At 61.9% G+C, this 25,036-nt stretch carries 24 protein-coding genes; 11 read left to right on the top strand and 13 right to left on the bottom strand.

Annotation, left to right across the window (positions count from 1 at the left end; genetic code table 11):
* Positions 1–508: 508 nt before the first annotated feature.
* Positions 509–913 (bottom strand): hypothetical protein, encoded by a 405-nt coding sequence (locus WDJ57_RS11365; protein ID WP_338900935.1) that lies wholly within the window; start codon positions 911–913, stop codon positions 509–511.
* A 159-nt stretch (positions 914–1,072) separates the two neighbouring features.
* Between WDJ57_RS11365 and WDJ57_RS11360 the strand changes: the two genes are divergently transcribed.
* On the top strand, positions 1,073–1,528 hold the full coding sequence (locus WDJ57_RS11360) for a YbhB/YbcL family Raf kinase inhibitor-like protein (protein ID WP_380629817.1): 456 nt from the start codon (positions 1,073–1,075) through the stop codon (positions 1,526–1,528).
* 67 nt (positions 1,529–1,595) lie between these two features.
* Positions 1,596–2,051, top strand: coding sequence for a universal stress protein (locus WDJ57_RS11355; protein WP_338900933.1), 456 nt, complete (start codon positions 1,596–1,598; stop codon positions 2,049–2,051).
* On the opposite strand, the gene WDJ57_RS11350 is transcribed toward WDJ57_RS11355, so the two are convergent.
* The 4 genes from WDJ57_RS11350 to WDJ57_RS11335 form a co-directional block, all read right to left on the bottom strand.
* Entirely contained in the window at positions 2,048–3,430 is a 1,383-nt protein-coding gene (locus WDJ57_RS11350) for an MmgE/PrpD family protein (protein ID WP_338900932.1), read from the bottom strand. The genes WDJ57_RS11355 and WDJ57_RS11350 overlap by 4 nt on opposite strands.
* 125 nt (positions 3,431–3,555) lie before the next feature.
* Positions 3,556–4,521, bottom strand: a complete 966-nt coding sequence (locus tag WDJ57_RS11345) for an enoyl-CoA hydratase/isomerase family protein (protein WP_338900931.1) — start codon at positions 4,519–4,521, stop codon at positions 3,556–3,558.
* Between the two features lie 95 nt (positions 4,522–4,616).
* Positions 4,617–5,003: a Rieske (2Fe-2S) protein gene (locus tag WDJ57_RS11340; RefSeq protein WP_338900930.1), complete on the bottom strand. Its 387-nt coding sequence runs from the start codon at positions 5,001–5,003 to the stop codon at positions 4,617–4,619.
* Between the two features lie 7 nt (positions 5,004–5,010).
* On the bottom strand, positions 5,011–6,123 hold the full coding sequence (locus WDJ57_RS11335; protein ID WP_338900929.1) for an amidohydrolase family protein: 1,113 nt from the start codon (positions 6,121–6,123) through the stop codon (positions 5,011–5,013).
* A gap of 143 nt (positions 6,124–6,266) precedes the next feature.
* Between WDJ57_RS11335 and WDJ57_RS11330 the strand changes: the two genes are divergently transcribed.
* Complete coding sequence (locus WDJ57_RS11330; RefSeq protein ID WP_338900928.1) at positions 6,267–7,070, top strand: SDR family NAD(P)-dependent oxidoreductase; 804 nt, start codon at positions 6,267–6,269, stop codon at positions 7,068–7,070.
* Between the two features lie 42 nt (positions 7,071–7,112).
* Here WDJ57_RS11330 and WDJ57_RS11325 read toward each other — a convergent pair whose 3' ends face one another.
* The gene (locus WDJ57_RS11325) at positions 7,113–7,886 is read right to left on the bottom strand and encodes an SDR family oxidoreductase (RefSeq protein WP_338900927.1); all 774 of its coding nucleotides are present in this window, start codon (positions 7,884–7,886) and stop codon (positions 7,113–7,115) included.
* An 85-nt stretch (positions 7,887–7,971) separates the two neighbouring features.
* Here WDJ57_RS11325 and WDJ57_RS11320 point away from each other — a divergent pair, with 85 nt between their 5' ends.
* A complete protein-coding gene (locus WDJ57_RS11320; RefSeq protein ID WP_338900926.1) occupies positions 7,972–8,961 on the top strand; it encodes an aminopeptidase in 990 nt (329 codons plus the stop codon).
* Positions 8,962–9,012: 51 nt separating this feature from the next.
* Here the strand turns inward: WDJ57_RS11320 and WDJ57_RS11315 are convergent, their stop codons facing one another.
* Both WDJ57_RS11315 and WDJ57_RS11310 read right to left on the bottom strand, forming a co-directional pair.
* Positions 9,013–9,438, bottom strand: coding sequence for a Rieske (2Fe-2S) protein (locus tag WDJ57_RS11315; RefSeq protein ID WP_338900925.1), 426 nt, complete (start codon positions 9,436–9,438; stop codon positions 9,013–9,015).
* A gap of 1 nt (position 9,439) precedes the next feature.
* Positions 9,440–10,549 (bottom strand): amidohydrolase family protein, encoded by a 1,110-nt coding sequence (locus tag WDJ57_RS11310; protein WP_338900924.1) that lies wholly within the window; start codon positions 10,547–10,549, stop codon positions 9,440–9,442.
* A gap of 391 nt (positions 10,550–10,940) precedes the next feature.
* On the opposite strand from WDJ57_RS11310, the gene WDJ57_RS11305 reads away from it, so the two are divergent.
* A complete protein-coding gene (locus tag WDJ57_RS11305) occupies positions 10,941–11,888 on the top strand; it encodes a malate dehydrogenase (protein WP_338900923.1) in 948 nt (315 codons plus the stop codon).
* On the opposite strand, the gene WDJ57_RS11300 is transcribed toward WDJ57_RS11305, so the two are convergent.
* Positions 11,885–12,865 carry an aminopeptidase gene (locus WDJ57_RS11300; protein ID WP_338900922.1) on the bottom strand — a complete coding sequence of 327 codons (981 nt, stop codon included), beginning with the start codon at positions 12,863–12,865 and terminating at the stop codon, positions 11,885–11,887. The two genes, WDJ57_RS11305 and WDJ57_RS11300, sit on opposite strands and share 4 nt — an antisense overlap.
* A 138-nt stretch (positions 12,866–13,003) precedes the next feature.
* Between WDJ57_RS11300 and WDJ57_RS11295 the strand changes: the two genes are divergently transcribed.
* Positions 13,004–14,098 carry an amidohydrolase family protein gene (locus tag WDJ57_RS11295; RefSeq protein WP_338900921.1) on the top strand — a complete coding sequence of 365 codons (1,095 nt, stop codon included), beginning with the start codon at positions 13,004–13,006 and terminating at the stop codon, positions 14,096–14,098.
* 2 nt (positions 14,099–14,100) lie between these two features.
* The gene (locus WDJ57_RS11290) at positions 14,101–14,490 is read left to right on the top strand and encodes a Rieske (2Fe-2S) protein (protein WP_338900920.1); all 390 of its coding nucleotides are present in this window, start codon (positions 14,101–14,103) and stop codon (positions 14,488–14,490) included.
* A 28-nt stretch (positions 14,491–14,518) separates the two neighbouring features.
* Here the strand turns inward: WDJ57_RS11290 and WDJ57_RS11285 are convergent, their stop codons facing one another.
* Together WDJ57_RS11285 and WDJ57_RS11280 are read right to left on the bottom strand one after the other, a co-directional pair.
* On the bottom strand, positions 14,519–14,923 hold the full coding sequence (locus tag WDJ57_RS11285) for a pyridoxamine 5'-phosphate oxidase family protein (RefSeq protein WP_338900919.1): 405 nt from the start codon (positions 14,921–14,923) through the stop codon (positions 14,519–14,521).
* A gap of 79 nt (positions 14,924–15,002) precedes the next feature.
* On the bottom strand, positions 15,003–15,758 hold the full coding sequence (locus tag WDJ57_RS11280) for an SDR family oxidoreductase (protein WP_338900918.1): 756 nt from the start codon (positions 15,756–15,758) through the stop codon (positions 15,003–15,005).
* Between the two features lie 91 nt (positions 15,759–15,849).
* Here WDJ57_RS11280 and WDJ57_RS11275 point away from each other — a divergent pair, with 91 nt between their 5' ends.
* Positions 15,850–17,391 (top strand): acyl-CoA synthetase, encoded by a 1,542-nt coding sequence (locus tag WDJ57_RS11275; protein ID WP_338900917.1) that lies wholly within the window; start codon positions 15,850–15,852, stop codon positions 17,389–17,391.
* Between the two features lie 22 nt (positions 17,392–17,413).
* On the opposite strand, the gene WDJ57_RS11270 is transcribed toward WDJ57_RS11275, so the two are convergent.
* Together WDJ57_RS11270 and WDJ57_RS11265 are read right to left on the bottom strand one after the other, a co-directional pair.
* On the bottom strand, positions 17,414–18,556 hold the full coding sequence (locus WDJ57_RS11270; RefSeq protein WP_338900916.1) for an FAS1-like dehydratase domain-containing protein: 1,143 nt from the start codon (positions 18,554–18,556) through the stop codon (positions 17,414–17,416).
* Between the two features lie 84 nt (positions 18,557–18,640).
* A complete protein-coding gene (locus WDJ57_RS11265) occupies positions 18,641–20,104 on the bottom strand; it encodes an aldehyde dehydrogenase family protein (protein WP_338900915.1) in 1,464 nt (487 codons plus the stop codon).
* A 105-nt stretch (positions 20,105–20,209) separates the two neighbouring features.
* On the opposite strand from WDJ57_RS11265, the gene WDJ57_RS11260 reads away from it, so the two are divergent.
* The 3 genes from WDJ57_RS11260 to WDJ57_RS11250 all read left to right on the top strand — a co-directional run bounded on the left by WDJ57_RS11260 (position 20,210) and on the right by WDJ57_RS11250 (position 25,028).
* Positions 20,210–20,980 (top strand): SDR family NAD(P)-dependent oxidoreductase, encoded by a 771-nt coding sequence (locus WDJ57_RS11260; RefSeq protein WP_338900914.1) that lies wholly within the window; start codon positions 20,210–20,212, stop codon positions 20,978–20,980.
* Between the two features lie 90 nt (positions 20,981–21,070).
* Complete coding sequence (locus WDJ57_RS11255; protein ID WP_338900913.1) at positions 21,071–22,804, top strand: thiamine pyrophosphate-binding protein; 1,734 nt, start codon at positions 21,071–21,073, stop codon at positions 22,802–22,804.
* Between the two features lie 148 nt (positions 22,805–22,952).
* On the top strand, positions 22,953–25,028 hold the full coding sequence (locus tag WDJ57_RS11250; protein ID WP_338900912.1) for an acetate--CoA ligase family protein: 2,076 nt from the start codon (positions 22,953–22,955) through the stop codon (positions 25,026–25,028).
* The last annotated feature ends 8 nt before the right edge of the window (positions 25,029–25,036 follow it).

The raw sequence follows: 25,036 nt of genomic DNA, 5'->3' as shown, positions 1-25,036 counted from the left end.
ACTGGTCGGGCCGAGACTCGTTTTGGCTTTCGAATCTTCGATTGATTGGTTACCCAGAATGCAATCTCTGCGCTGTCCGTCCGTTGCACTCTGCGAAATATTCTCCCTGTTATCAACATACGCGTTCTTCCTGATTATTCGGATTGGGTTTTCTGCTTTGTGGGGAATTATGCGGACATATCTCGGCAATTTTCACAAATTTTTGCCATTTCTAAATCCCGCTTTTCTGGATTACTTTCCGCTGCATGATACCTGCCAACTAATATTACACTTGGCGGTGGAAGCGGGCGATGATGCGTCCAACGACGACTGCGACTTTGCGATGGAGCCCTCTAAGTGTGAGGAAAACATCGCGCTATCGTGGGGTTCGTTCACACCTACCGAGTGGATACCCGGCGATTGATTTGCTCGCTCCTGATTAGTCTTCCCAGCCATCTTGTTCCGCAGAGCGAAACGAGAAATTCGTCGGGGTGAATTGACGCCGGCAGGACCACGCGGAGAAACTGTGTTAGTGTGCTTCGTCGGCGACGTGGGTTTCGACGAGTTTCCGAAACTCCTGTTCGCCGATTTTGAACACTGAGAACCCGTCGGCGGTTCGTTTGTGCCCCACGGGCGCGATTGATTCACCGTCTACGCGAATCGTCCAATCGTCGCCGTAGCTGACTCCGATACCGACGAATTCGATAGTCACGTCGTAGGATGCTTCGATGTCCTCAACAACTTCGTGTTTGTACGAACCGTCCGCGAGGCGTGGCGGTCGGTACGGTCCAAGCCCCGCCTCCTCGAATTCGTCTATCGCATTCCGCCACCAGTCCGGTAGTGCCGAGGTGTCGATGTCCCCGTAGAGAGCCTCGTCGTCTTCGTCCAACTCCTTGTTCCGCAGTTTCTCGATTGCGTTTTCGTCCCCGGTCATACCCGACGCTTTGGGTGGATTCGGCAAAGTCCTGACGGTCGGCTTAATTATACGTGCCGTGTGCCCACCCCTCCGCATACGAACATTTTTGTGGATACTCTGAGATTAGAGTGAATGCTGTTACAGTCTCACTCAACAGCCAACAACAGTGATTCACGAATGACGAAACTTACACTTTCCAGTTCGGCGTTCGACGGCGGTGAACCGATACCGAGGTGCTACGGATACACGCAAGCAAACACGTCTCCACCCCTGACGGTTGAGGGGGTACCGGACGACGCGGTGTCGCTTGCACTCGTGATGGATGACCCGGACGCGAAACCGATCGCGGGCAAAATCTGGACGCATTGGATTCTTTGGAACGTCCCCCCGGACACTACCGAGATTCCCGAGGGTGAGTGTCCTGCGGAGGCTGTCACAGGACGAAATGACTGGGACGAACCCGGCTACGGCGGGCCGAACCCGCCGGACGGCGAACACAGCTATCGGTTCAGACTCTACGCGCTCGACACCGACCTTGACCTCGCTAAAACCGCGACCGGCGCCGCGTTACAGGAGGCGATTGCCGACCACATCGTCGAGCAGACGCTTCTCGAAGGGACCTACGCCCCGTAAGGACAGATCATCCCGACGTTCCCACGGTGCGCAAACACTTAACACGACCAAGGCCAATTCTCCCTGTATGCCCGTCTTAGCGGCTATTGGTGAGAAACACCAGTCAAACCCCGTTGTCTCGACCGCATACGAACTCGCGTCCGCGCTCGATGAGGAACTGCTCCTGTTGCATGTCGTGCCAGACGAGGAGTTCGAGAGTCACCGCGAGATGATATTGGACGCGGTGGGAACCGACGATTACTCGTTCAGACAAGAAGAACAGAGCGCCGCCCAGTTCAGCGAAACCGTCGCCAAAGAGACGCTTGGCGATTTCGACGAGGAGAGGGTCCGCGGTGTCGGACGCATTGGCGACCCCGAGTCGACCATCGTCGCTGCTGCGGACGAGTACGACGTATCCTATCTCGTCATCGGGCGGTACAAGCGCTCTCCGACCGGGAAGGCGATTTTCGGCAGTACGACTCAGTCTGTGCTGTTGAACACGGACCGACCGACAGTGACCGTCGCTGCCGACGGTGACTTCTAACAGTCGCCATCTAACCCCAAACTCGGCGCGAGTGCTGCCTTGAGTGAGTCGGCGTCCCGTAGTGTCTGGAGATTCTCGTAGAGCTCCGATACGGCTGATCCAGAGAGCCTCCGGATTGCACACTCGCGAAACTTCGTGCGGAGTTCGTCAGCTGAGAGGGGATTCGCCGGGGTTCCCGGCGGGTGCGGGACCGTTTCCGTGTGGCGCTGCCCGTCGGTCGTGACGACTGTCACCGTCGAACGGTGGTCGTTGTACGCGAGGAAATCGTCGTACGCCACGTCGACGCGCTCTCTCAGGGCGTGCACGTCTTTGCGCTCGACTTGGTTGTTCTCGAATGCGTCGAGACCAACGCGGTCTAGACAGGCCGCGGCCGCAACGCAGTGTTCCAGCGAAAACTTCGCTTCTGCGCCCGTCTCGGGCCGTGTATACCGGAGTGCGTCTCTCCCGAACGGTGCAATCTCGACGGTGATGCTGTCGATTGTCTCGGGTGCGATGCCTGCAGTCTCGACCAGCTTCGATACCGCGCTGATGCTCGAATGCGTCGCGCCACAGGAGGGGTACAGTTTCGTGTTGACACCCTCGCGGACGGTACCGAACGGCTCACCGAAGGTTGGTACTGCATCGAGGTCAAGCTCGTCGCGACCGCAGTAGAGGTCGTAGAACCCCCCTTCCCCGGTGAGCGCGTGTGCTTCGGCGGAGAACTCCTGTTCGGCGAGCAGCGCGGCGGTAACACCCGACCGGGACGCCTGCCCGGCATGCATCGGCTTCGTGTCCGTCCCGAAGTTGCGCCGCAAACCCGACGCCGTCGAGGCGGCGATATGCAGTGCGTGCTGAATCTCCGCTGGTGCGAGGTCCAACAGCGAGGCTGCCGTCGCAGCGGCCGCGAACACACCGAAAGTTCCCGTTGCGTGCCAGCCGGTCTGATAGTGGGACGACGATATCGGCGCAGTGAGCGTGGAGAGGGTCTCGAAGCCCGCAGTGTAGGCCACAATCGCGTCCCGGCCGTCGATGTCTCGGTGGCCGAGAAGGCTAAGAATCGGGGGGACGATAGCGACGCTCGGGTGGAGCGGATAGGCGTAGGTGTAATCGTCGTAATCGAGTGTGTGGGCGGACGTACCGGTGAGAAACGCCGCCTCGGCGGCACTCGTCTGCATGTCTGTCCCGACGACCGGGACACCGTCCCGGCAGTCGCTGTCGCCGGCCGCGGCGAGGGCCCGCTGGCCCGCCCCCTCGTTCATCCCGGCGAGGGTCACGCCGACGGTATCGACGATGGCCCGCTCTATCGCATCCGTCGCTGTGGCCGGTACGTCGTCGTAGTGCAGGTCGGAGATGAACGCTCCGAGGTCGGCCGCCGGGTCCCAGTCGTCCGTTGCGTGCATTGCATGACTAGCGGCGGGACCCAGCAATAAATCATATGGTCAGACACGGCGGTAGCTCGCTCGTGGTGCTGTCGAACGGCTTCCGAGGTACCGACTTTCTCTCCCGAGGGTGTTGTTCTCGGAGGCTAAAACCCCAGTTCTTCGAATCTTCCGTGGAGGCCTTCTATCGCCTCGCGGAGTCCCTTCTCCTGTCGGTCCCGGACGAAATTGTACTCGTCGTCTTCGAATCGTAGTTGCGTGGAGAGCGTATGGCCGACGATGCCCATCTCGATATCCATGTCCATCCCCAGCGTCTTGTAGGCGACATTCGCCATCTCCGACCCGATGACGATGCCGTCCAGCGGCAGGAGGTTGATGGCCTCACAGTACCGCTGTACTTCGTCTTCTAACTCCTCTCTCGGAACGACGTGGTTCGCAAAGCCCACGTCTTCGGCTTCCTGCCCGCTGACGGCCTCGCCGGTGAGCATGAGTTCACGCGTTTTTCGCGGTCCCAACTCCAGAAACTCGAGTGCGTCGATGAACTGGTTCCCGGAGAAGGTTAATCGCTGTTCCCGGTGACTGAATTTCGCATCTTCCGAGGCTATCGTGATGTCAGAGGCAAAAACGAGGGCGAGGGCACCGCCAACACACCACCCCTGTACCTGCGTGATAATCGGTTTCAACGAGAACAGGATGCCCTTGTACGCTTCGAGAATTTGGGTGTCCCGGTGCAGGCGCGACCGCATACTCGGTTGGCGCTCACCCGCATCCTCGCCGTCGTACACTTGATACGCTTTGTACACCTGACTCAGGTCGTGGCCGCCGGAGAAGTTCTCTCCCTTCGCGTTGATGAGAATCACCTTCACGTCGTCGTCCATCTCCGAGCGCTTTACGGCGTCGTAGATGCCGTACCGCATGCTCGATGTCAGCACGTTCTCTTTCTCGGGTCTGGCGATGGTGATCTCGGCAATGCCATCGTGCACGCTGTAGTTGATTTCTTCCACTTCGTCGACGGTGTTGCGAAGGTACTGTCGCGGCGGTTCCCACCCCTCTAACGCGTCGAAGGGGATGTCACTCGTGTCGATGGGAATGTCTTCTGGATTACCGACCATACAGCAGTACTTTGCCGTCATCCTATATAATTGCCCTCACTATTTGCTTCGTCAGCCTGTCCGTGTCGCGCCGAAAAATTGCTGGGTGAGTGGCGTCAGTTGCCGCGGACGAGGTACACGTCGCCGTCCTTGACCTCGGTCTCGTACTTCACGAGTCGGTGCTTGGTGCCGCCGGTGTGCTTTCCGGTCTCGATGTCGAACGTCCAACCGTGCCACGGACAGGAGAGATATTCGTCCTCGGTGTAGGTGAGTTCGTTCTCGTCGTCGAGCGCCATAATGCCGTGGACCATACCTTCACAGACTGGTCCGGACTGGTGAGTGCAGTAGTTCAACACCGCGTGGTAGGTGCCGTCGATGTTGAAGACGGCAATTTCACGGCCATCTATTTCGATGATGCGGCGTTCACCCTCGGGTATCTCCGACTCGGGCGCGACGTGATGGAGGCTCGTTTCCTGTGGTGCGTCTGGTTTGTGTTCACTCATTGTGGCGTCAGAATGGGAGAAGGTCAAGCGCGTTCTGCCCGTAGATGTTGTTGATTTCGTCTTCGTCGAACGACGAGAGCAGTTTCATCAGTTCGTCGGTGTTGTCGAAGTCGAAGTGGGGGTAGTCCGAGGAGAACATCAGCGCTTGGTCGCCGCCCATATGCTTGACCATGTCCTGCACGTACTCGGGGTGTTCCGCGCCTTCGACTGGTTGGCTCGTGAAGTAGAACTGGTCTTTGAGATACTCGCTCGGTTCCTTCTCGAGCATCGGCACGTCCTCGGTGTTCTGGTGGTACTGGTGGTCCATTCGGTTCATCAGATAGGGGATGTAGCCGATGCCGGCTTCCTGAATGACCCAGTTGAGGTCCGGATATTTCACCGGCAGGCCGCGCGTGATGATGTCCGTCACGTTGCACATGTGCTGGATGGGGTGGGAGACGGTGTGAATCGAAAAGTATCGCGTCAGGAAGCGGTGCATGCTCGGGAAACTGTCCATCACCGTCGACGCCGAGTTGTGCATGAAGACCGGAAGTCCGTTCGCTTCGGCGGCCTCGTAAATCGGTTCGTAGAGCGGGTGGCCGAGGAAGGGAACGACGCCGGTCGGGGGGACGAACACACCCACGATGCCTGGGTCGTCGGCCCATTTGTTGATTTCCTCTGCACCCTTCTCGGCGTTCTGCGGCGAGACGAGAACCGTGCCGTAAATTCCCTTGTCGGGGGCCGTGATTTTGTCGTCCTGCCAGCGATTGTATGCGGTGGCGATAGCCGCGGCGAGTTCCTCGTTGCGGACGGCACCGAGCAGGAGATTGAGTGTCGGTGTCGTCACCGCCTTGTCGATGTGGAACTTCTCCATGCCAGCCTTGACTTCCGCTCTCGATGCGACCGAGTCGGAGTCTGCCTGCCCCAGCGTGACAGTGTTAATCGACCCTGGGAGCGGGTAGAAGGAGCCGAGGACGCCGTAATCCTCGGAGTCCTCGGTGAGGCTCCGTTGGAACATCTTGCCCCACGGGTCCGGCAGATAAGGCATCAGGTCCTCCTGCCGTTCGGTGAGGTGGAAGTCGCAGTCAACAACTTCGTCTACCTGTTTAAGACGGTCTAGTGTTTGTCTGGCTTGTGCCATGGATTGGCAATGGGTATACTCTACCTATAATCTTTCGGGGAGCAGGATACGAATCTGTCGACGCCGGTGGAATAGTCGACGGAAGAACTCGAAAACGGTTGGTTTCGGGGAAGGTTTTTGCTCGGGGGCACCGACATTGAGTTATGTATTCCCCATCGCTGTTCGAGGAACGAGTCGCACTCGTGACTGGTGCGGGCCGAGGTATCGGCCGGGCAGTCGCACATCAACTTGCCGAACTCGGAGCCGACGTCGCCGTCAACGACATCTCCGCGGAGAGTGCTCGCGCGACGGCCCGAACTATCGAGAGCGAAACTGGGAGCCGGGCGACGGCGACGCCAGCCGACGTGAGCGACCCCGACGAAGTGACGGCGATGGTCGACGAGGCTTCGGACACCCTCGGCCCAGTCCAGCATCTCGTGAACAACGCGGCGACGAAAAACTACGCACCGTTGGTCGAGCTCACGGTCGAAGACTGGGAGCGTGTCATCCGTGTGAATCTGACCGCGCCCTTCCTTGTCGCTCGCGAGGTTGCACGGCGACTACTCGACGGGGGACAGACTGGGTCGGTGGTCAATATCGCGTCCATCTCGGCGCTCCGCCCGCAACCGGGTTCTGGTGGCTACTCCCCCAGCAAGAAGGCGCTCGTCTCGCTGACCGAGCAGATGGCGATGGAGTGGGGAAGCGAGGGGATTCCGGTCAACAGCATCTGTCCGGGGATGATCTGGACGGAGGCGGGCGAGGCAGTCTACAGCGACGACGAGCTTAGAGAACAGCGCGAGTCGTTCGTCCCGATGGCGAAAATCGGTCGGCCGGAACACGTCGCGAACGCGGCCGTCTACATGCTCGCACCGGAGAACGGCTATCTCAACGGCGAATCGCTCGTCCTCGACGGCGGCCTCCAACTCATCGGCAACGACAGACTGGCGGGGAAGACCGAACGGGAGTAATCGCCGGGCGATTGACTACCCGGACGGCGTCGGTGGCTCGCGTTAGTCGGGGAACTCGGAGCGATGGCGGAGATTATCGAACTTGGTTCGGCGCATCAGGTTCAGTTCGGTGACAGTGTTGGGCGGGTGCTGGCGAGCTGTAAAGACGATTGCCTCGGCGGCTTCGCGCGGCTCGGTAATCTCGCCGGGGTCGTAGCGGTCGATGTTCGTCTCGCCGCGTGCTGCTTCTCCGATTTCCGTTCTGACTTCGCCCGGATTCACGACCGACACCGCGACGCCTTCCATCCCCTCGGCTCCCTGCAAACTGTGGGCGAACCCCCTGAGCCACCACTTCGACCCCGCATAGAGCGGCGAGCGGGGGAACGGAAGCGTTCCGGCGTAACTTCCGACGAAGACGAGATTGCCTTCGCCCTCCCTGAGATGGGGGAGGCTGGCTTTCGTCAGGAAGTACATCCCATCGACGTTGACGCCCATGAAGTTCCGGTACTGGTCCTCGGTCAGGTCGTCGATACCATTCGGCGGGAGCAGGCCGGCGTTGCTGACGACGATATCGAGGCCGCCGAAGGCGTCGACCGTCTCCGCGACGAGCGCATCGATTTGGTCGGTGTCGGTCACGTCTGTCGGGACGACCAGTATTTCGCCGTCGTCGGACGGGCCGAACTCGTCTGCGAGTTCGTTCAAGCGGTGTTCACGGCGTGCGGCGACGGCGACTGCTGCGCCTTCCTCCGCCAGCAGGCGTGCGGTCGAGCGGCCGATGCCCGCGCTCGCCCCGGTGACAATTGCGCGTTTGCCGGACAGGTCTGAGTCGTCGGTCATCTCACCGCACGGTAGCAGCACGGTCGTTATAAAAATACCTCCCCGATGCAAACCTTTATTTCTGGATACAGCGATGTTCCGGCCGATGACGCTTCTCGAAGCCGAATTAATCGAAAATGCGCGCAAGCCGTTCGAACTGAACGTCGACGACCCGGAGAACGACGAGGTGCTCATCGTCACCGACACCGAACAGGACGAGCAACTGTGGCAGGTACTGCTGAAGGCCGCCCGGTCGATGGGGATTCGCCCGACAGTCCAGATTGTTCCCAAATTCCAGTACACACACAGCGAGCCACCGGCGATGGTCCGGGAGGCGATGCTCAACTCCGACGTGACGGTGTTCGTGACGACCGAGCCGGTCGTTCACAGCGACGCCTGCATGGAGGCACAGCGCCAGCACATCAAACTCGTCGCCATGGAGGAAATCACGGCGGACATCCTCGCCGGCCCCGCCGCCTCGGCCGACTACGACTACATCTACGACGAAGGGGTCCGCCTGCGGGAAATCTGGAGCCGCGGCGACCACGTCGAAATCACGACACCCAGCGGGATGGACCTCGAAGCTAGCTTGGAGGGCCGTAACGGCTACTTCGCAGTCAGCAAGGTCGAAGAACAACTCGAAGGTATCGACCTCTACGTCGCCAGTTTCCCGGACGGCGAAGCGTCGATCGCGCCCATTGAGGGCACCGCCAACGGCACCATCGTCTGGGACGAGACGATGCACGAACTGGGACACTTGGAGGAACCCATCGAAGCCGACGTGGAGGATGGCTACATTACAGAGATTCGCGGCGGCCAACAGGCAGACCAGTTCCGGCGATTCCTCGAAGAGATGGACCACCCCGACGCCTTCGCACTGGGCGAGATTGCAATCGGTATCAACCCCGGCGCTCGCATCACAGGCAGTCCCCGCGAGGACAAGAAAGCACGTGGCTACCTCCACCTCGCCGTCGGAGAGAACACCGACGTCGGCGGGACGCTCGAAGCCCCGACTCACATCGACGGCGTCGTCGGCGGGGCGACGCTGAAAATCGACGGCGAACTCATCGTCGAAGACGGGGAAATCGTCGCGTAAGTTCGGCAGTCGTGGTCGGTGTGGCGGAAATACGTCGCAGGAAAACGATTTTCAGACGTGGAGGACGACGAGACCGTCTTCGACGGTGACGTCGTAGGTCTCGACTTCCGGATTCTCGGCCATGTCGTCGAACAGGTCCGAGTCCGGGGATTCGACGGTGACGTCGTAGGTCATCGTCCGGATCTTCTCCGGGTCGACAACCGACTTTCCGTTCGTGATGTCGAACTCCCAGCCGTGCCACGGACACTTCAGAATCTCGCCTTTCCGTTCGAGTTCTATCTCGCCGGGTTCGGGGCTCGTCTTGAGTCCGGTCACACTCCCCTCGCACAGCGGCGCGCCCCGGTGGGGGCACTCGTTGAGGAGCGCGTAGAACTCGCCGCCGGTGTTGAAGACGCCGATAGAGCGGTTTTCGACTTCGACGATGCGAACGTCGCCCTCTGCCAGTTCGTCGACCGGGCAAACAACGTGTTCCGCCATGTTAGATATCGAGGTCGTACTGCTCTTTGGCGTTCTCAGCGAAGACGCGCTCGCGGGTCTCGCCGTCGAGTTCCAGCAAGGTCCGCGCGGGGTCGTCGAAGTCCCAGTGGGGGAAGTCGGTGGCGAACATGAGCGTCCGGTCGCCGTCCATCCAGTCGACGATTTGCCGGAGGTCGTCGGCCGTCGGTGGTTCCTCGACGGGTTGGGTGTTGACCTTGACGTGGTCTTTGAAGTACTCGCTGGGGGGCCGTTCGACCCACGGCACCTCGTCGCGCAGGGCCTTCCAGTTGGCGTCCATCCGCCAGAGGTACGCGGGCACCCACGCCCAGCCACATTCGAGCAGGGAGACGCGCAGGTCGGGGTACTTCTCGAAAGTGCCTTGGAGGATGAAACTGGCGAGGTGTGACTGGTAGGTGCCTTGGCGCATCACGCGGTTTTCGGCGTAGTGGTTGGGCCAACCGGCGGCCGTCGGGGGATGGCCGTGGACGCCTTTGCTGTCGTTGCCGAGATGGAGGGAGATAGTGAGGTTCAGTTCCTCGGACGCCTCGTAGATGGGGTCGTAGAACTTGTTTCCGAAGGTTCGTGACGCGCCGATAGGCATCATCACGCCGGTCACTTGCGGGTGGTCACCGATGCGACGGATTTCTTCGGCCGACGCTTCGGGGTCGCGGTGGTTGATGGCGATTTGATAGCGAAAGCGGTCGTCGACATCGAGATACTCCTCGACAGTGTATTCGTTGAACGCGGTGGCGATGGCGTTGGCGTACTCCACGTCTGCCGTCGAACTGAGGCGGTAGGTCGGCAGGCCGGTGAGAATGGCGATGTCGATGCCACAGCCGTCGAGCAGTTTCGTCTGGACGAGTTCGGGCGGTGCGCCGGCAAAGGGGAGCGGGTCGTCGCTGTCCTGTACGTCCTCTCGGACAGCGCGGTCGCCGCCGTTGTTGGCGAAGCCTCGGCCGAGCGACGGGATACCGTACATCTCCCATCGGTCCTCGTACGCCTCGGGCATGTACGGCGTCAAGTCCGAGCGCTCCCCGAAGGAGTGGTGTACGTCAGTGTCGACGATGCGTGAGAGTTGTCCTGCCGAGTCAGAAGCCGTCGATTGTGCCATGTTGAACCTCTTGGTTCGCTGTTGGCGAGAGAGTTGTTTATACGTTTCGCACGAGTGAACCCGCTCGATTCCGCCGGCATCCTCGACCTGCTGTTGCCCCGTCTTGACTGCTATCTGATGGGTTCCAAAATGATTAAGAGGGCTACCCACGTCGGAGAAATTGCAGCCGTGGTAGTTGCTCCCACCCCACGATTCAGGAACCCCCTCACCTGTGTCCTATCACGGTTGGCACACCGGTAGCGAGCAATCCATGACAACCGCGACGCCGGTCGCGGTGGAACGAAGCCCGGTCCGGGCTTCTCTCCCTCTTTGCACCTTTTGTACTGCGATAGCGTCCGAGCTATAACCCCGTACCCACACACTTTTGATGTACTTCACCGATGCTACTGCTATGCACGTTGCAATAATCGGCGGTGCTGGTACTATTGGAACGACCGTCGCCTACACGCTTGCGACCGCACAGCAGGACATCGACATCACACTCGTCGACCCTGCAACGGACCCCGCGCGGGGCCACGCCATAGACCTCTCACACGGCCGGACGGCGAGCCAACTCCCAGGGCTTGCCACCGAACGCCTCCCCGAGGGCCACATTCGCGCCCGTCCGTCCGGACCGGATGCACTCGCGGATGTCGACTGCGCTATCGTGACTGCGAGCATCTCGCCGCCCGATGGGACCGCCGAACGGGGCGCGCGCATCAGGTATCTGGAAAAAAACCGCGACCTTGCCGACTCCATCGCTGACTCGTTGTCGGCCCACGACCCGATACCGGTCGTCGTTGCGAGCAACCCAGTAGACCTCATCACCCACCGCATCTGGGAGTCGACCGGATGGGACCGACACAACTTCGTCGGCTACTCGCTCTCCGAGACTGCACGCGCCGCCGACGAACTCGCCCGCATCTTCGACTGTCGACCGAACGACGTCTACTGCCCGACGCTGGGCGAACACGGGGAATACGTCGTACCGGTGTTCTCCCGACTCTCGATTGTCGGCGAGCGCGTCGAGATCTCCGAGGCACAGAAAGAGCAGGTACTCGAATACGTCCGCAACGTCCCCTACGAGGTCATCGAGTACCGAGGAGAACAGGACTCCTCGCGCTGGGTGACCGGCCAAGGCGTCGGCCGTCTCGTCCTGACGCTCATCGGCGGCGGGTCGAGCGAACCGCTCGGTCTCTCGGTCCCGCTAGAGGGCGAGTACGGTTGTGAAGACGTGTGTCTCAGCGTTCCGGTGCGTCTCGGCGAATCCGGCTGGGAGGAAATCGTCGAATGGGAGATAGCTGACGAGGAGTTCGAACGCCTCCAGCAGGCGGCCGCGTCGGTTGCTTCGGACCTCTAAATCTGCATCTCGCCGTCTTTCGTGATGAGCGTATCGTCGATTTTCATCGTCGCGTTGCCGATGACGCCGTCGAAGTGGATATCGGCGTCGAGTTTCCCGCCGACGTCGGTGTTCTCGCCCAGCGCGATGTGGAGATAGCCAAGCGCCTTCTTGTCGACGCGAATCGACCCCTGGAGTTCCACGTCGGGGTTGAGTCCGACGGCGATTTCACCGATACCCCACGAGTCGCGGTCGGCGTTTTCGAGAATCCGGCGGAGCTGGTCGGCCTCCGCGCCGCCGCGTATCTCCGTGACGTAGCCCTCCTCGACATCCACCTCGATGGGTTCGTCGATGCGGTTGATGTCGTTCATCGTCGTGTCCCAGATGATGGTGCCGTTGACCGTCTCCTCGATGGGTGCGACAGCCACTTCGCCGTCCGGGAAACTCGCCGCGTAGATTTCGATGTCACCGGGCTGTTTCTCGACTTTCCCGACAGCGGAGAAGCCGGGTCGGCCCCCGATTTCCGCTTCGAGGTCCATCCCGAGCGGCGTGGTAATCGTAAGCCGCTCGCCTTCGGTGAACACCTCGCGGACGCTCCGTGAGTGTTCGAGAATCGCTTCGTAGTCCGCCGAGGCCGCACTGCCCGTGATAATCTCGGGCGTAATCTCTTCGAGTGCGACGCCCTTGGTTCCCCCTTTCATCGCCTCGATTGCGGCGTGGGAGTGAACCATCGTCTTCTCGGTGAGGAAGACGATAACGTCGGCTTCCATCATCGCCTGCTGAATCGGCTCGGGCGGTTCTTCGTGGCTGTGTTCCAACTCCGAGCGCATCGTCACCGTCGGGTCGATGCCCCGAGAGCGGGCCGCCTTGAGGACGACTTGCCACATCTGTGGGTCCATCGAGGTGTCTGTCACGAACACCACCTCGTCGCCCTCCTCGATGTTCATGTCCAGTGGCTTGCCGGCGTTCTCTATCATCTCAGCTTCTAAGAGTGTCATTCGTTACCACAACGACTGTTTCTGTGGAGGAGAATAAAAGTATCCCGGTTGCTCCGGCGACTGGTCGTCAGTGTTTCACTCCGGGTGTCGGTCACGCCGATAGAAGAGTATTTGATTCTCGCTCGTGAACGTGAACGCATGGGAGACACTAGCAACCGACTCGTCGAGGGTGTCGACACCATCGTGGACACGGATTTTCATCTCACGGAATCGGAGAAAGACATCTTGCCGTACATCGAAGACCCGTTCGACGGGATGTTGAACGTCGGCGGGTCGGAGACCTACCTCAGCAACGTCTACCCGTCGGCGGGCTTTCTCACCCGCGTCACGACGGAGAAAGCCGAGATGGACGACCTCAGAAGCCCTGAAGCGATCCGCCGAGCGATGGACCTCCTCGGCGTCGACAAGGTGGTGCTCTCGCCGGGGCAGAATCTCCGGCTGAGCTTCGTCCACCACGACGAACTCGCCGCCGCGCTCATGCGGGCGTACAACGAGTGGTTGCTCGATGCAATTCTCGACGAGGACCCCGGCCTGACCGGGTCGATGGTCGTCGCGCCCCAGCGACCCGAGGAGGCCGCCGAGGAGATTCGAAACCGCGCCAGTGAGGACCAGATTATCAGCGTCATGCTCCCGACGGCCGGCGCGCTCCCGCCGCTCGGTCGGGAACACTACTTCCCCATCTACGAGGCCGCCGAGGAGGCGGGCTTTCCTGTCTTGATGCACAACGCTGGCAACGGCCTGATGGCGAACTTTCCGCATCACTGGCGCTGGACCAAACGCTACATCGACGTGCACGTCCCGCTCCACGGCGCAGAACACATGTGGAACCTTTCGACGATGCTCACGAACGGCGTGCCCGAACTGTTCCCGGACCTCACCTTCGTCGCTGAGGAGGCGGGACTGGGCTGGATACCGTACTTCCTCCGGCGCTACGACCACGAGATTCACGGCAAGCGCCGCGACGCCCCCAAACTGAAGAAAAAGCCCAGTGAGTACGTCTACGACCAGTTCTACTTCACGAGCCAACCCGTCGAAGGTGCCGACGACCCCGAGTACGTCGCGTCGATTATCGACCTGTTCGACGGACAGACGAACCTTATGTTCTCTTCGGACTACCCGCATCCGGACTTCGATTACACCGACGACCTCGTCCGGACGATTCGCGCTGAGTTCGGGGAGGAAGCGCTGAACAACATCTACGGCGGGACCGCGATGGAGGTTTTCGACTTCTGACTATGAGCGAGGGAGACAACACTACCGACGCGGACTTGCCCGACGACCACCACTTCGTCGTAGCGGTCGAGGAGTTACCGCCCGGTGAGCGGGCGATGATAGACCTCGACGGACTGGAAGTCGGCGTCTTCAACGTCGACGGCGAGTTCTACGCGCTGGCGAACTACTGTGTGCACCAAGGCGGACCGGGCTGTGGCGGGCGTATCTCCGGGCGAGTGACCGAAACCGAGGACGGCAAACTCACCTACGACAAGCGCGGCGAAGTCGTCTGCTGTCCGTGGCACGGCTGGGAGTACGACATCACGACGGGTGAACACCTCGCGGACCCGTCGATGAAACTCCCGACGTTCGACGTCGTCGAGCGGGACGGCAATCTCTACGTCGTCCGGTGACTGCTGTCGAACGAACTCCCCGCCGTCCTCAGCGCGAGTAAACCGCTGACGGCTCGATTCTGACGATGACTCGCCCGATATCTTCCTCGTAGCGTCGCTCGTAGAAGTTCTCTTCCCCGAGGAGCGTCTCGGCCAATCGGTTGTAGTGGTCGATAGCTCCTTCAGTGACGAACTCGACGGCCTCACCTTGCACCGAGAGATACCGCCGCTCGTCGTCTTCGTGGACGTAGGTCAGCGCGACGGCTGGGTTCCGGCGGAGGTGTTGCTCCTTCTCCCGGCCGGGGACGGTGTTGACGAGAAACTGGTTCCGCTCGGGGTCGTAGTCGACCCAGATTGGAGTCATCAGCGGCGCGCCGTCACCGTCGAGCGTGCCAATCGTGCCGTAGACGCCACCCGCAATCAGTGACTGGTACTCGTCGGGGACGTTGACCATACCGGGTCCGACCACGCTCTGGTACGTATAGGTGTCGGTGGCCGGACTCACTGGCGGTCGGCCGTGGTCACCGTCCCTATCAGAGGTCGGTCAGCACATCGCGTCGGTAGAGGTCGAGTTCGGCCACCGTGTTCGGCGGCTCTTGGCGGGCAGCGAAGGCGATTGCCTCGGCCACTTCCTCGGGTTCTGTGACCTCACCGGGGTCGAACTGGTCTTTCGAGAGTTCGTCCCGGAACTCCTTGGCGAACTCCGTGCGCACCTCGGTCGGGTTCACGATTGTCACGCCGACGTCGTCCTCGCCTACCTGTCCGGCGAGACTCAGCGCGAACCCCCGCGTCCACCACTTCGAGGCGGCATACATCGGGTTCCCTGGACGGGGGTACTGCCCGGCCAGACTCCCGACAAAAATCAGAATGCCGTCCGTCTCCCGGAGGTGGGGAACCGCCGCCCGCGAGGTGAAAAACAGCCCGTCGGTGTTGACGCCCATTACCGTCCGGTACTGTTCGGTGTCGTACTCCTCGATAGCGAGGCCCTTCTCCTGTCCCGTCCCGGCGCTGTTGACGACCACGTCCAACTGCCCGAAGCGGTCGATTGCCGCTTCGACCAGCGCCTCGACGTCTGTCTCGTCGGTCACGTCGGTCGGCACGGCGATCGTCTCCACTCCGTGTTCCGCTTCGATGTCCGATGCAATCGACAGCAGGCGTCGCTCCCGCCGTGCCGCGAGGACGACGTTTGCGCCGTCACCTGCGAGCGTCTTTGCGGTCTCACGGCCGATACCAGCACTCGCGCCAGTCACGAGCGCTGTTTGGGTTGCGAGGGGCTTCTCCGCGACCATGCCTCTCGTTTCACGGCACCGAGTATAAAGCCATACCACGGCATGTCCACCCATCTCAACATATATAACCCTCGGTGGGAATGCAGTTACTATGGCGCTCGATTACGAGACGTACGAAGCGGCAGCCGAGAGTTTCAGCTGGGACGAACGCTGGGAACTGTTCGACGGCGACACGGAGTCGTTCAACATCACACACGAGTGTATCGACCGCCGCGACGACGATTCGACGGCGGTCCGCCTCAAGTTCGGCACTGGCGAGACGGCCACCTACACCAGCGGCGAGATCGGCCGTGCGGCCAATCAGTTTGCGAACGCGCTGTCCGAGCGCGGACTTGAGAAGGGCGACCGCATCGCAGTGATGCTCGACCCCTGTTACGAACTCTACGTCGGGATGTTCGGAATCTGGAAGTTTGGCGGCGTCTTCGTCCAACTCTCTCCGATGTTCGGTCCCGATGCCGTCGAGTACCGTCTCGACGACAGCGACGCCGACGTGGTCCTGACGACCAAATCCGCCGCCGAAGAGACCGTCCCCGAGGACGCCGCTGTCGAGGTCGTCACCGTCGAGGAGGATTTCGAGGACCTACTCGCGGGCCAGCCGACCGAATACGAAGCCACGACCGGCGCGAAGGACATCTCCGCGATTCAGTACACGAGCGGCACCTCTGGAAAACCCTCGGCCACCGAGATGCGCCACGAGACGATCACCTACGTCGCCGTCCGGTCGATGTTCGCCTACGGTATCCGTGCCGAGGACCGATTCTTCTGCACCTCATCGCCCGCGTGGGCGCACGGCCTCTGGATTGGAACGACTGCGCCGCTCGCGCTCGACACTGCCGTCGGTGCGTACTCCGGTGCCTTCGACCCCGAGACGGCCTTGGATGCCCTCGAAGAGTTCGAGATTACGAACCTCGCGGCGGCGGCCACCGCCTTCCGGAAAATCAAGACCTCCGGTCTCCTCGACGAGTACGACCTCAAACTCAAACGCGTCGCAACCGCAGGCGAGGCGATGGACACCGAGACGCAGGCGTTTTTCCAAGAGCAACTCGGCGTACAGGTCGCAGACGTCTACGGCGTCAGCGAGTTCGGCGGGATGATTATGAACTACAACGGCTTCGACGGGTGGGAGATGAAACTCGGGAGCATCGGCAAACCCTTCCCCGGGCTGACGGTGGCCGTCATCGACGAGGAGGGAGAGGAGTGCCCGCCGGACGAAATCGGGGAAATCGCCGTCGAGCGCGGCGGGGAGTGGTTCCGTACCGGCGACGCCGGGATGGTCGATGAAGACGGCTACTACTGGCACAAGGGCCGGAAAGACGACGTCATCATCTCCTCGGGCTACCGAATCGACCCGCACGAAGTCGAAGACAGCCTGCTGGCCGTTCCTGAAGTCGTCGAAGCGGCCGTCATCGAGAGTCCGGACGAGGAGCGAGGCAACATCGTCAAGGCCTACGTCAAAGTCGAAGGCGAGCACTCGGACGACCTGAAAGACGACATCAAGACGAGCGTGAAAGAGGATTTGAGCCGCCACGAGTACCCGCGCGAACTCGAATTCGTCCAGGAGTTCCCGCGGACGGAAGCGGGCGGGAAAATCCAACGGAACAAGCTCCGCGAACTCGACGCGAACGAAGCCTAAAGAGCCATTTTCGTCTCGGTAGTTATTCGCGGGAGGGAAGCCGAATCGTCGCGTTCCCTTTCGCGGTGACGTTGTCGCGCTGATTGGTCGCTTTCAGTTCGACGTCCACGAGGTGTTTCTCGCCGTCGACGTACGTGTCTGTGACTTCGCCGGTACACCACGTCGCGTCACCCAGAAGGTTGTGCCGGCGGACTTCGACGTAGAGGTCTTCGAGGAAGCCGTCGTCGCCCATCCAGTGGTGGCAGGTGTGGCCGAGCCACGAGACGCGTTCCGGGCCGTAGTCGTAGGGTGCCGGGACGCCAGCGTGCTGGGCGAATTCCTCGTCCCAGTGGACGCGTGACGGCGGCTCCGGCGCGCCGTAGCGGTTGATGGTCTTCAACCCTGGATGGTCGTCGAACAGCGCGTACATGAGCTGGTGGCCGCGGGCGTTGACGTAGACACTGCCCCACCCCTGCAGGAACGCGATTGCGCCGGTGACCGTCCGGGGGCCCTTGAGAAGTTTGTCGAGTTGCTGTCCTTCCTCGACGTCTTCGAAGTAGCGCGTCTCACCGCCGCGGGGTTCCTGCTGGCGGTAGTGCTCCGCGAACGCTTCGATATCTTCTTCGTCCCAGTTGGCGAGTTCGACGCCCTCTGATTCGTACTTTTTCTTACCTTCGCGGGCTGTGTCGCGCTCGGTGCGGAAACACCACGAGTCGGCCGTCGCCAACTGCTCGCCGTGCTGGTTGTAGAACTCGGTGCGGTATATCTGCTGTATCGAGCGCCCGGCGAAGTTCGTCTCGTGTTCGATGAGGTCGTGGAGCCAACTTTTCGTCTCTATCTCGTAGCCGCGCTTGATGGGTTGTTTCCAGTCCCAGTCGGTGCCGGCGTACATCGCGTGGACGCCCGGGAGACCGCCGACGTAGCCGCCGGAGATGTGGCAGGTGGCATAGAGAAACGTCGGGGGCGCGGTGATGCTCCCGTACTGGGTGTCCTGTGCGTACTCGGGGTCGGTGTAGAGGGGGTTGTCGGTCCCGATGCCGTTGGCCCAGTGGCGAATCGTATCCCGCGTCGCTTCCGAGACGTAGGGGTCCCGCTCGTCGATGACCGTGCCGATTCTGTCCTCCAGTTCCGCGAGTCCTTCGTCTGTGATTTTGCCGTACGTATCGCTTTCAGTATCTTGTGACATGAGCTGCCTGACTCAATATTGAGCGATGGGGGTAATATGCTTTACCCGCTGGTCCGCCGTCTTCGGCGTCTCGGACCGGCCGACTCAGCGCGGCCAGTCGGTGCCGATGTTGGCACAGACGTTCTTGACCTGCGTGTACTCGTCGATGGCTTCCAGTCCCTTCTCTCGGCCGTAGCCGCTGTCCTTGTAACCGCCGAAGGGCGTCTCGATGCCGCCCGCGAACCATTCGTTGATGTAAATCTGTCCGGCGGCGACCTCCTTCGAGAAGCGAAGCGCCCGCTGGACGTTCTCCGTGAAGATGCCCGCGACCAGCCCGTAGTCCACGTCGTTGGCAATCTCGATTGCTTCCTGTTCGTCCGCGAACGTGATGACGCTCAACACCGGCCCGAAGATTTCCTCCTGTGCGATGCGCATGTCGTTGTCCACGCCGTCGAAGATGGTCGGTTCGAAGAAGTAGCCCGGCCGGTCCAGCGCCGACCCGCCGACCACTGGTTCTCCCGCCTCTTTCCGACCGACTTCGACGTAGCGCTGTACCTTCTCGAACTGCTCTTCGGAGACGAGCGGGCCGACATCGGGGTCGTCGATACCCGAATCGACGGTGAGCGAGTCGACCTCATCGACGAGACGGTCGAGAAACTCGTCGTGGATGTCCTCGTGCAACAGCAGGCGCGAACCGGCCGAACACACCTGTCCGGTGACGGCTGTGAACCCCTTCACGGCGTTCTCGACGGCGTTGTCGAGGTCGGCGTCCGGGAAGACCACGTTCGGACTCTTGCCGCCGAGTTCGAGGTAGTGCGGTGTCAGATTCTCCGCGGCGGCGGTGGCAATCGCCTTGCCCGTTGGGACCGAACCGGTGAAGCCGATGCCGTCGACGGCGTCGTGTTCCACGAGCGGTGCGCCCGCCTCGGTGCCGAAACCGGGAACGACGTTGAGGACGCCGTCGGGGAGGTGGTCGTCGATGACGCGAGCGGCCACGAGCGGGGAGAGCGGGGCTTGCTCGGCGGGCTTGACGATACAGACGTTGCCCGTCGCGAGTGCCGGCGCGACCGACCGCCCGAACACGGAGAGCGGTCCGTTCCACGGGATGACTTGTGCGGTGACGCCGAGGGGTTCCCGGACGGTGAAATCGACGTACTCGTCGGAGAGGGGAATCGAGTCGCCGTACACCTTGTCGGCGATGCCGGCGTAGTATTCGAAGTAGCGGGCACACGTCTGGGCGTGACTGCGTCCCGTCCCGAGCGGTTTGCCCGTATCCAGTGTCTCGATTTCGGCCAGTTCGTCCTCGTGGTCACGGAGCGCCTGCGCGATTTCGTAGAGCAGTTGGGACCGCTCGTCGACGGCCATCCGACGCCAGCCGTCCTCGGCGGCGACTGCGGCCTCGATCGCGTGTTCGATGTCCGTCTCTCGTCCACGGGCGACCTGTGTCAGTTCCTCGCCGGTGCTCGGGTCGTACACTGCGAACCGCTCGCCGCTGTCGGCCGATACCCACTCACCGTCGACGAGGATATCGTACGCGTCTGCGACGCTCCCCTGCGAATACTCGGTCATTACGGTCGTAGATTCCGTAGGACCGCTCAAATTTGTTTCGGTGGGGTGGGTCAGTGCCCGCCTCGCCGGCAGATTTTATATACGCACCTGTCCAACGACTCGGATATGACAGACATCGACCTGACGGGGAAGACTGCGTGGGTAACCGGTTCGGCCCGCAACATCGGGAAAGCAATCGCCGCCGAGATGGCTGCGAGCGGCGCGAACGTCGTCGTTAGCAACCGCTCGAACGAGGCGGAACTCGACGCTGCCGTTGCCGACCTCCGTGAGCGCTTCGACACGTCGGTTATCGGAGTCCAGACGGACGTGAGCGACCCCGACGCGGTGCTCGATGCGGTCGAGACCATCGGACAGGAACTCGGGCCGGTCGATATCTTGGTGAACAACGCGGCAGTCCGTCCGCACAATCCGGTCGAGGACATCACTCTCGAAGAGTGGAACACCGTCGTCGGGACGAACCTCACGGGGCCGTTCCTCTGTGCACGGGCGGTCGTACCGGACATGCGCGAGGCTGGGTGGGGCCGCATCATCACCATGTCAGGCGCGGACGCGATGTTCGGTCAGTCCAACCGCCTCCACGTGGCATCGACCAAGGCGGGATTGTTCGGCTACACCCGCGCCCTCGCTCACGAACTCGCAGAGGACGGCATCACGTCAAACTGCATCGCGCCGGGCATCGCCAAGACTGACCGGGCCGGTGAGGGACAGGGCCAACCCGACTTGGAACCGTACCGGCAACGCATCCCGCTTGGCTACATCTGTGACCCCGAGGAGATAGCGCCGACTGCCACCTTCCTCGCCTCCGACCACGGCGGTTACATCACGGGACAAGTCGTCCACGTCAACGGCGGCCTCTTCCCGACGATTCGGTTCTAGCTCCCCGAGAGCCGCGGGATTTACGTCGATTTCGAGGGCTGGTTCGGCCGCTACCGAACACTTATTCCACAGTAGATGCTACGCCGTCACATGCCGACACGCGAGACGGACAGACAGTCCGGAAGTAGCTATCTCTATCGAGCGCTCGTCGACGCCGGCGTCGAGACGGTCATCGGTATCCCCGGTGCCCAGACAGTTCCGTTCGACAAACTCGTCGCTGAGCGAGACGACATGGACTACGTCATGGCCCGACACGAGACCGCCATCCCTCACATCGCGTGGGGCTATTACGAGGCCAGCGGGGCGATGGCGGCCACCGTCACCATCCCGGGGCCGGGCGACACCAACGTCTCGACGGGGCTGAAAAATGCCCTCTCGAACGGGATTCCCATGATTCACATCGCCTCCGACGTCGACGACGCGGACCGTCCGCGGGAACCCGTCCACGAGATCGAGCCGGAAACCTTCGACAACGTCGTCAAGGAGAACATCCAGGTTTCATCCCGGCTACGCCTCCCCGAGCAGATTTCTCGGGCGATTGCCGTGGCGCGCGAACCGCCGACCGGACCCGTCCGTCTCGGGATTCCAAAGGACATGCTCGCAAGCGACTTCGCCGCCCCGGCCGCCGACGTGACGGCTGAACGAACCACCTACGACAACGAAACTGCCTACGACCGCGCGGCGACACTCCTCTCCGACGCCGAGCGACCGTTGTTGTTCGTCGGCGGCGGCGCTCGACGGACTGCCGACGGCGTGCGCGTCGTCGAGCAGTTGGCGGACCGGCTGAATGCACCCGTCGCCTCCTCCTACAACGGCAAGGGTGTCTTCCCCGAGGACGACCCGCGCGCGCTCGGCGTCACCGGCAAGCACATGCCCGAACCCGGCATCGACGTGGTGCGCTCGGCCGACGCCGTTCTCGCGCTCGGGACGGATTTCGACATCCTCGCAACGAACTCGTGGACGCTCCCAATCGAGGGGTCGCTCGTCCACGTCGACATCGACCCCACGTCCATCGGCAATCACTACCCGACGGCAGTCCCCATCGTCGCGGACGTGACAGACGCCGCCGAGGCATTGCTCGACCGACTCGACCCGGTCGGTGAGGGTCGGTCGACCGGCTGGGACGGCTCGGCCATCGGGCAGGCGGTGCGGTCGGACTACGACGCCCACCTCGACCGGCAGGGTGCGCTCGACGACACCGACCCGACATCGACGCCCGCCGCGATGCACGCCGTGCGCGAAGCCGTCCCCGAGGATGCAATCGTCACTGTCGACGTGGGGGCATTCCGGCTGTGGGCCATGCAGACGTTCCCGGCGTTCACGCCTGGCAACTACATCACCTCCGGCTCGTGGGCCGGGATGGGTTACGGACTGCCGTCGGCCATCGGCGCGGCACTTGCCGAACCCGACCGGCCGGTGCTGACGCTCACCGGCGACGGCGGCTTCTACATGTGCATCCACGAACTCCACACGGCCGTCGAGAACGACGCGAATCTCGTTGCGGTCGTGTTCAACAACGGTGGCTACGGCAGTATCATCAACAAGTCACCGGAAATCAGCGACGATGCGCGAACTCACGAGTTCTCGTGGGGGTCGCCCGACCTCACGACGATTGCCGAGGGGTTCGGGTGGAACGCGACAGCGGTCTCGACCACAGCAGCGGTCGAAACGGTTGTCAGCGATGCACTCGACGACGACCAGCCACACCTCGTGGAGATACAGACGAAACGCAATCAACTCACGGCCGCCGACGCCGCCGGCTACGACTCCCCACTCGACCTCGACCAGTTCGGTGTCTCGACCGGTTCCGCAACCGACAACTGACGACGCAAGACGACACGCTACACTATGATACTAGAAAAACGACAGCGCAGACGTGACAGACGGCTATGGACTCGGTACCTGCACGAAGATTTAAGAGTGCCCCCGGGTAGGTATTGTAAACAGGAACAAGGAGTTGACACTGAAAGGCATGTCTGAGCGAGCAGAAATCCCCCTCGAAGAGTTATTTACGCCATCGTCTGTCGCAGTCATCGGAGCCAGTACCGGCCGGGAGTCACTCGGCGGGCGCATCATCGGCTATCTGGATGACAACGACTATGCGGGCACCGTCTATCCTGTCAACCCGAAGTACGACTCCCTCCACGGCAGGGAGTGCTACGGGAGCATTCTGGACATCGCGGACCCGCCGACGGCCGCCTTCGTGATGTTGCCGGCACCGCTCGTCATCGACGCTGTCCGCGAGTGTGGCGAGGCGGGTGTCGATTACGTCATCATCGGGAGTTCCGGCTTCGGTGAGACAGGGCGCGACGACAGCGAGCAGGAACTCAAGGCCATCGCGGACGAGTACGACATGCGGATACTCGGGCCGAACTCGGAGGGGGTCATCAACACGCCCGAACAGATTGCGCTCTCGTTTTCGAGCGTCTGTCGGCTGGACCTCGAGGCGGACGGCCTCGCTGTCGTCTCCCAGAGCGGCGGCATGGGCGGTGCGTTTCTCCAGATTGCCGCACACGCCGGCGTCGGCACGCGAAAGTGGGTGACGACGGGCAACGAGGCGGACCTCTCGCTGCTCGACATTCTCGAAAACTACGTCGAAGACCCGGAAGTTTCGTTCGTCGTGACACTCGTGGAGGCCGTCGGAGACGGCCGTCGACTGTTCGAAATCGGACAGCGCGCACTCGAAACCGGGACGCCGATTCTCACACTCAAAATCGGTGACTCCGACCTCGGTAAACAGGCAACGCAGTCACACACCGGGCGGATGTCCGACTCGGGCGAGGTGTACGAGGCCGCGCTCCGTGAGACCGGTATCGTCCAACTCAACTCCGTGCAGGACTACGTCGACGCACTCGAAGCCTTCTCGACGCTCGATATGCCACAGTTCCCGGACGGCCCCGGATTGAGCGTCATCAGTGCCAGCGGCGGCTCCTGTGCGCTTATTGCCGACGCCTGCGAGGAGTACGGCGTCGACCTGCCGAGTCTCCCGGACGATGTCCGAGAACAGATTTCCGAACATCTCCCGGAGTACGGTTCGGCATCCAACCCTATCGACATGACGGGGAAGATTATGACGGACCTCGACCTCTTAGATACGCTCGCGGGGTCGGTTATCCGGAGTCCCTCGGTCGATGCAATGCTCTTGCAGGTTGGCAACACGGGGCCGGAGTACGTTCGTCCGGCTCGTGAGACGATCTACGAACTGATAGCCGAGACCGGAAAGCCCATCGTCGTCGTCTTCACCGGCGGCTGGCCCGACGAGGAGTTGCTGGCCGACCTTCACGCACACGGGGTACCGGTGTATCAAGACCCAGTGACGGCAGTCCGCGAAATCGGCCACCTCGCGGAGTGGACCGAGCGCCGGCGCAATCCGCCGCCGCTGGCCGCGGAGGTACCGACAGCTGGCGACCTCTCTTTGCAGGGCGGCTGGGAGGAACTCGCCACGGAGGCGACCGAACGGGGTGTCGATGTCGTCCCCTATCGGCTCACACAGTCGGTCGACGGCACAGTCGACGCCGCCGAAGCCCTCGGCTATCCGGTCACGGTCAAACTCTCCGCGCCGGGACTGAAACACAAGACGGAACTCGGCGGTGTCAGGACCGACCGCCGAACCGAGCGGGAAGTCCGGGCAGCCGCGGATGACCTGCTTTCGACAGCCGAGCGCGAGGGTCTGACCGAGGCGTCACTGCTCATCCAGGAGCAAGTCGACGGGTTCGAACTCGTCTGTGGCTTCCTCGACACGGCGGAGTTCGGGCCGGTGATGCTCGTCGGTCCCGGCGGCGAGTACGTCGAACTGTTCGACGAGACCGCACGCGAGACGGTTTTCCTCCCGACCGAGCGGGAGTATCTTCGCGACCGCCTCACGGGCGGGCGACTCGGCCACATCCTCGACAACAACAGGCGTCACGACCTCTCAGTCGACGCGCTCGTGGACACGTTGGAGGGTCTCGCTGCGTTCTACATTGACTCGGGAGAATCGGAGTTCGAAGTGAATCCGGTCGTCCTCACCGACGAGCGGGCAGTCGTCGTCGACCTGCTTGCAGAATAGCGACAAGT

The organism is Salinibaculum sp. SYNS191 (assembly GCF_037338445.1).
In the GTDB taxonomy this organism is placed as follows: Archaea; Halobacteriota; Halobacteria; order Halobacteriales; family Haloarculaceae; genus Salinibaculum; species Salinibaculum marinum.
This window is presented reverse-complemented; position numbering and strand designations above follow the sequence as displayed.

Coding starts and splice junctions, on each gene's coding strand:
- WDJ57_RS11335 (WP_338900929.1), bottom strand. CDS start 6,123: ATGGCACAAGCCAGACAAACACTAGACCGTCTTAAACAGGTAGACGAA.
- WDJ57_RS11320 (WP_338900926.1), top strand. CDS start 7,972: ATGACGCTTCTCGAAGCCGAATTAATCGAAAATGCGCGCAAGCCGTTC.
- WDJ57_RS11260 (WP_338900914.1), top strand. CDS start 20,210: ATGACAGACATCGACCTGACGGGGAAGACTGCGTGGGTAACCGGTTCG.
- WDJ57_RS11305 (WP_338900923.1), top strand. CDS start 10,941: ATGCACGTTGCAATAATCGGCGGTGCTGGTACTATTGGAACGACCGTC.
- WDJ57_RS11250 (WP_338900912.1), top strand. CDS start 22,953: ATGTCTGAGCGAGCAGAAATCCCCCTCGAAGAGTTATTTACGCCATCG.
- WDJ57_RS11270 (WP_338900916.1), bottom strand. CDS start 18,556: ATGTCACAAGATACTGAAAGCGATACGTACGGCAAAATCACAGACGAA.
- WDJ57_RS11300 (WP_338900922.1), bottom strand. CDS start 12,865: ATGACACTCTTAGAAGCTGAGATGATAGAGAACGCCGGCAAGCCACTG.
- WDJ57_RS11330 (WP_338900928.1), top strand. CDS start 6,267: ATGTATTCCCCATCGCTGTTCGAGGAACGAGTCGCACTCGTGACTGGT.
- WDJ57_RS11355 (WP_338900933.1), top strand. CDS start 1,596: ATGCCCGTCTTAGCGGCTATTGGTGAGAAACACCAGTCAAACCCCGTT.
- WDJ57_RS11290 (WP_338900920.1), top strand. CDS start 14,101: ATGAGCGAGGGAGACAACACTACCGACGCGGACTTGCCCGACGACCAC.
- WDJ57_RS11365 (WP_338900935.1), bottom strand. CDS start 913: ATGACCGGGGACGAAAACGCAATCGAGAAACTGCGGAACAAGGAGTTG.
- WDJ57_RS11285 (WP_338900919.1), bottom strand. CDS start 14,923: ATGGTCAACGTCCCCGACGAGTACCAGTCACTGATTGCGGGTGGCGTC.
- WDJ57_RS11345 (WP_338900931.1), bottom strand. CDS start 4,521: ATGGTCGGTAATCCAGAAGACATTCCCATCGACACGAGTGACATCCCC.
- WDJ57_RS11295 (WP_338900921.1), top strand. CDS start 13,004: ATGGGAGACACTAGCAACCGACTCGTCGAGGGTGTCGACACCATCGTG.
- WDJ57_RS11275 (WP_338900917.1), top strand. CDS start 15,850: ATGGCGCTCGATTACGAGACGTACGAAGCGGCAGCCGAGAGTTTCAGC.
- WDJ57_RS11310 (WP_338900924.1), bottom strand. CDS start 10,549: ATGGCACAATCGACGGCTTCTGACTCGGCAGGACAACTCTCACGCATC.
- WDJ57_RS11360 (WP_380629817.1), top strand. CDS start 1,073: ATGACGAAACTTACACTTTCCAGTTCGGCGTTCGACGGCGGTGAACCG.
- WDJ57_RS11350 (WP_338900932.1), bottom strand. CDS start 3,430: ATGCACGCAACGGACGACTGGGACCCGGCGGCCGACCTCGGAGCGTTC.
- WDJ57_RS11340 (WP_338900930.1), bottom strand. CDS start 5,003: ATGAGTGAACACAAACCAGACGCACCACAGGAAACGAGCCTCCATCAC.
- WDJ57_RS11265 (WP_338900915.1), bottom strand. CDS start 20,104: ATGACCGAGTATTCGCAGGGGAGCGTCGCAGACGCGTACGATATCCTC.
- WDJ57_RS11280 (WP_338900918.1), bottom strand. CDS start 15,758: ATGGTCGCGGAGAAGCCCCTCGCAACCCAAACAGCGCTCGTGACTGGC.
- WDJ57_RS11315 (WP_338900925.1), bottom strand. CDS start 9,438: ATGGCGGAACACGTTGTTTGCCCGGTCGACGAACTGGCAGAGGGCGAC.
- WDJ57_RS11325 (WP_338900927.1), bottom strand. CDS start 7,886: ATGACCGACGACTCAGACCTGTCCGGCAAACGCGCAATTGTCACCGGG.
- WDJ57_RS11255 (WP_338900913.1), top strand. CDS start 21,071: ATGCCGACACGCGAGACGGACAGACAGTCCGGAAGTAGCTATCTCTAT.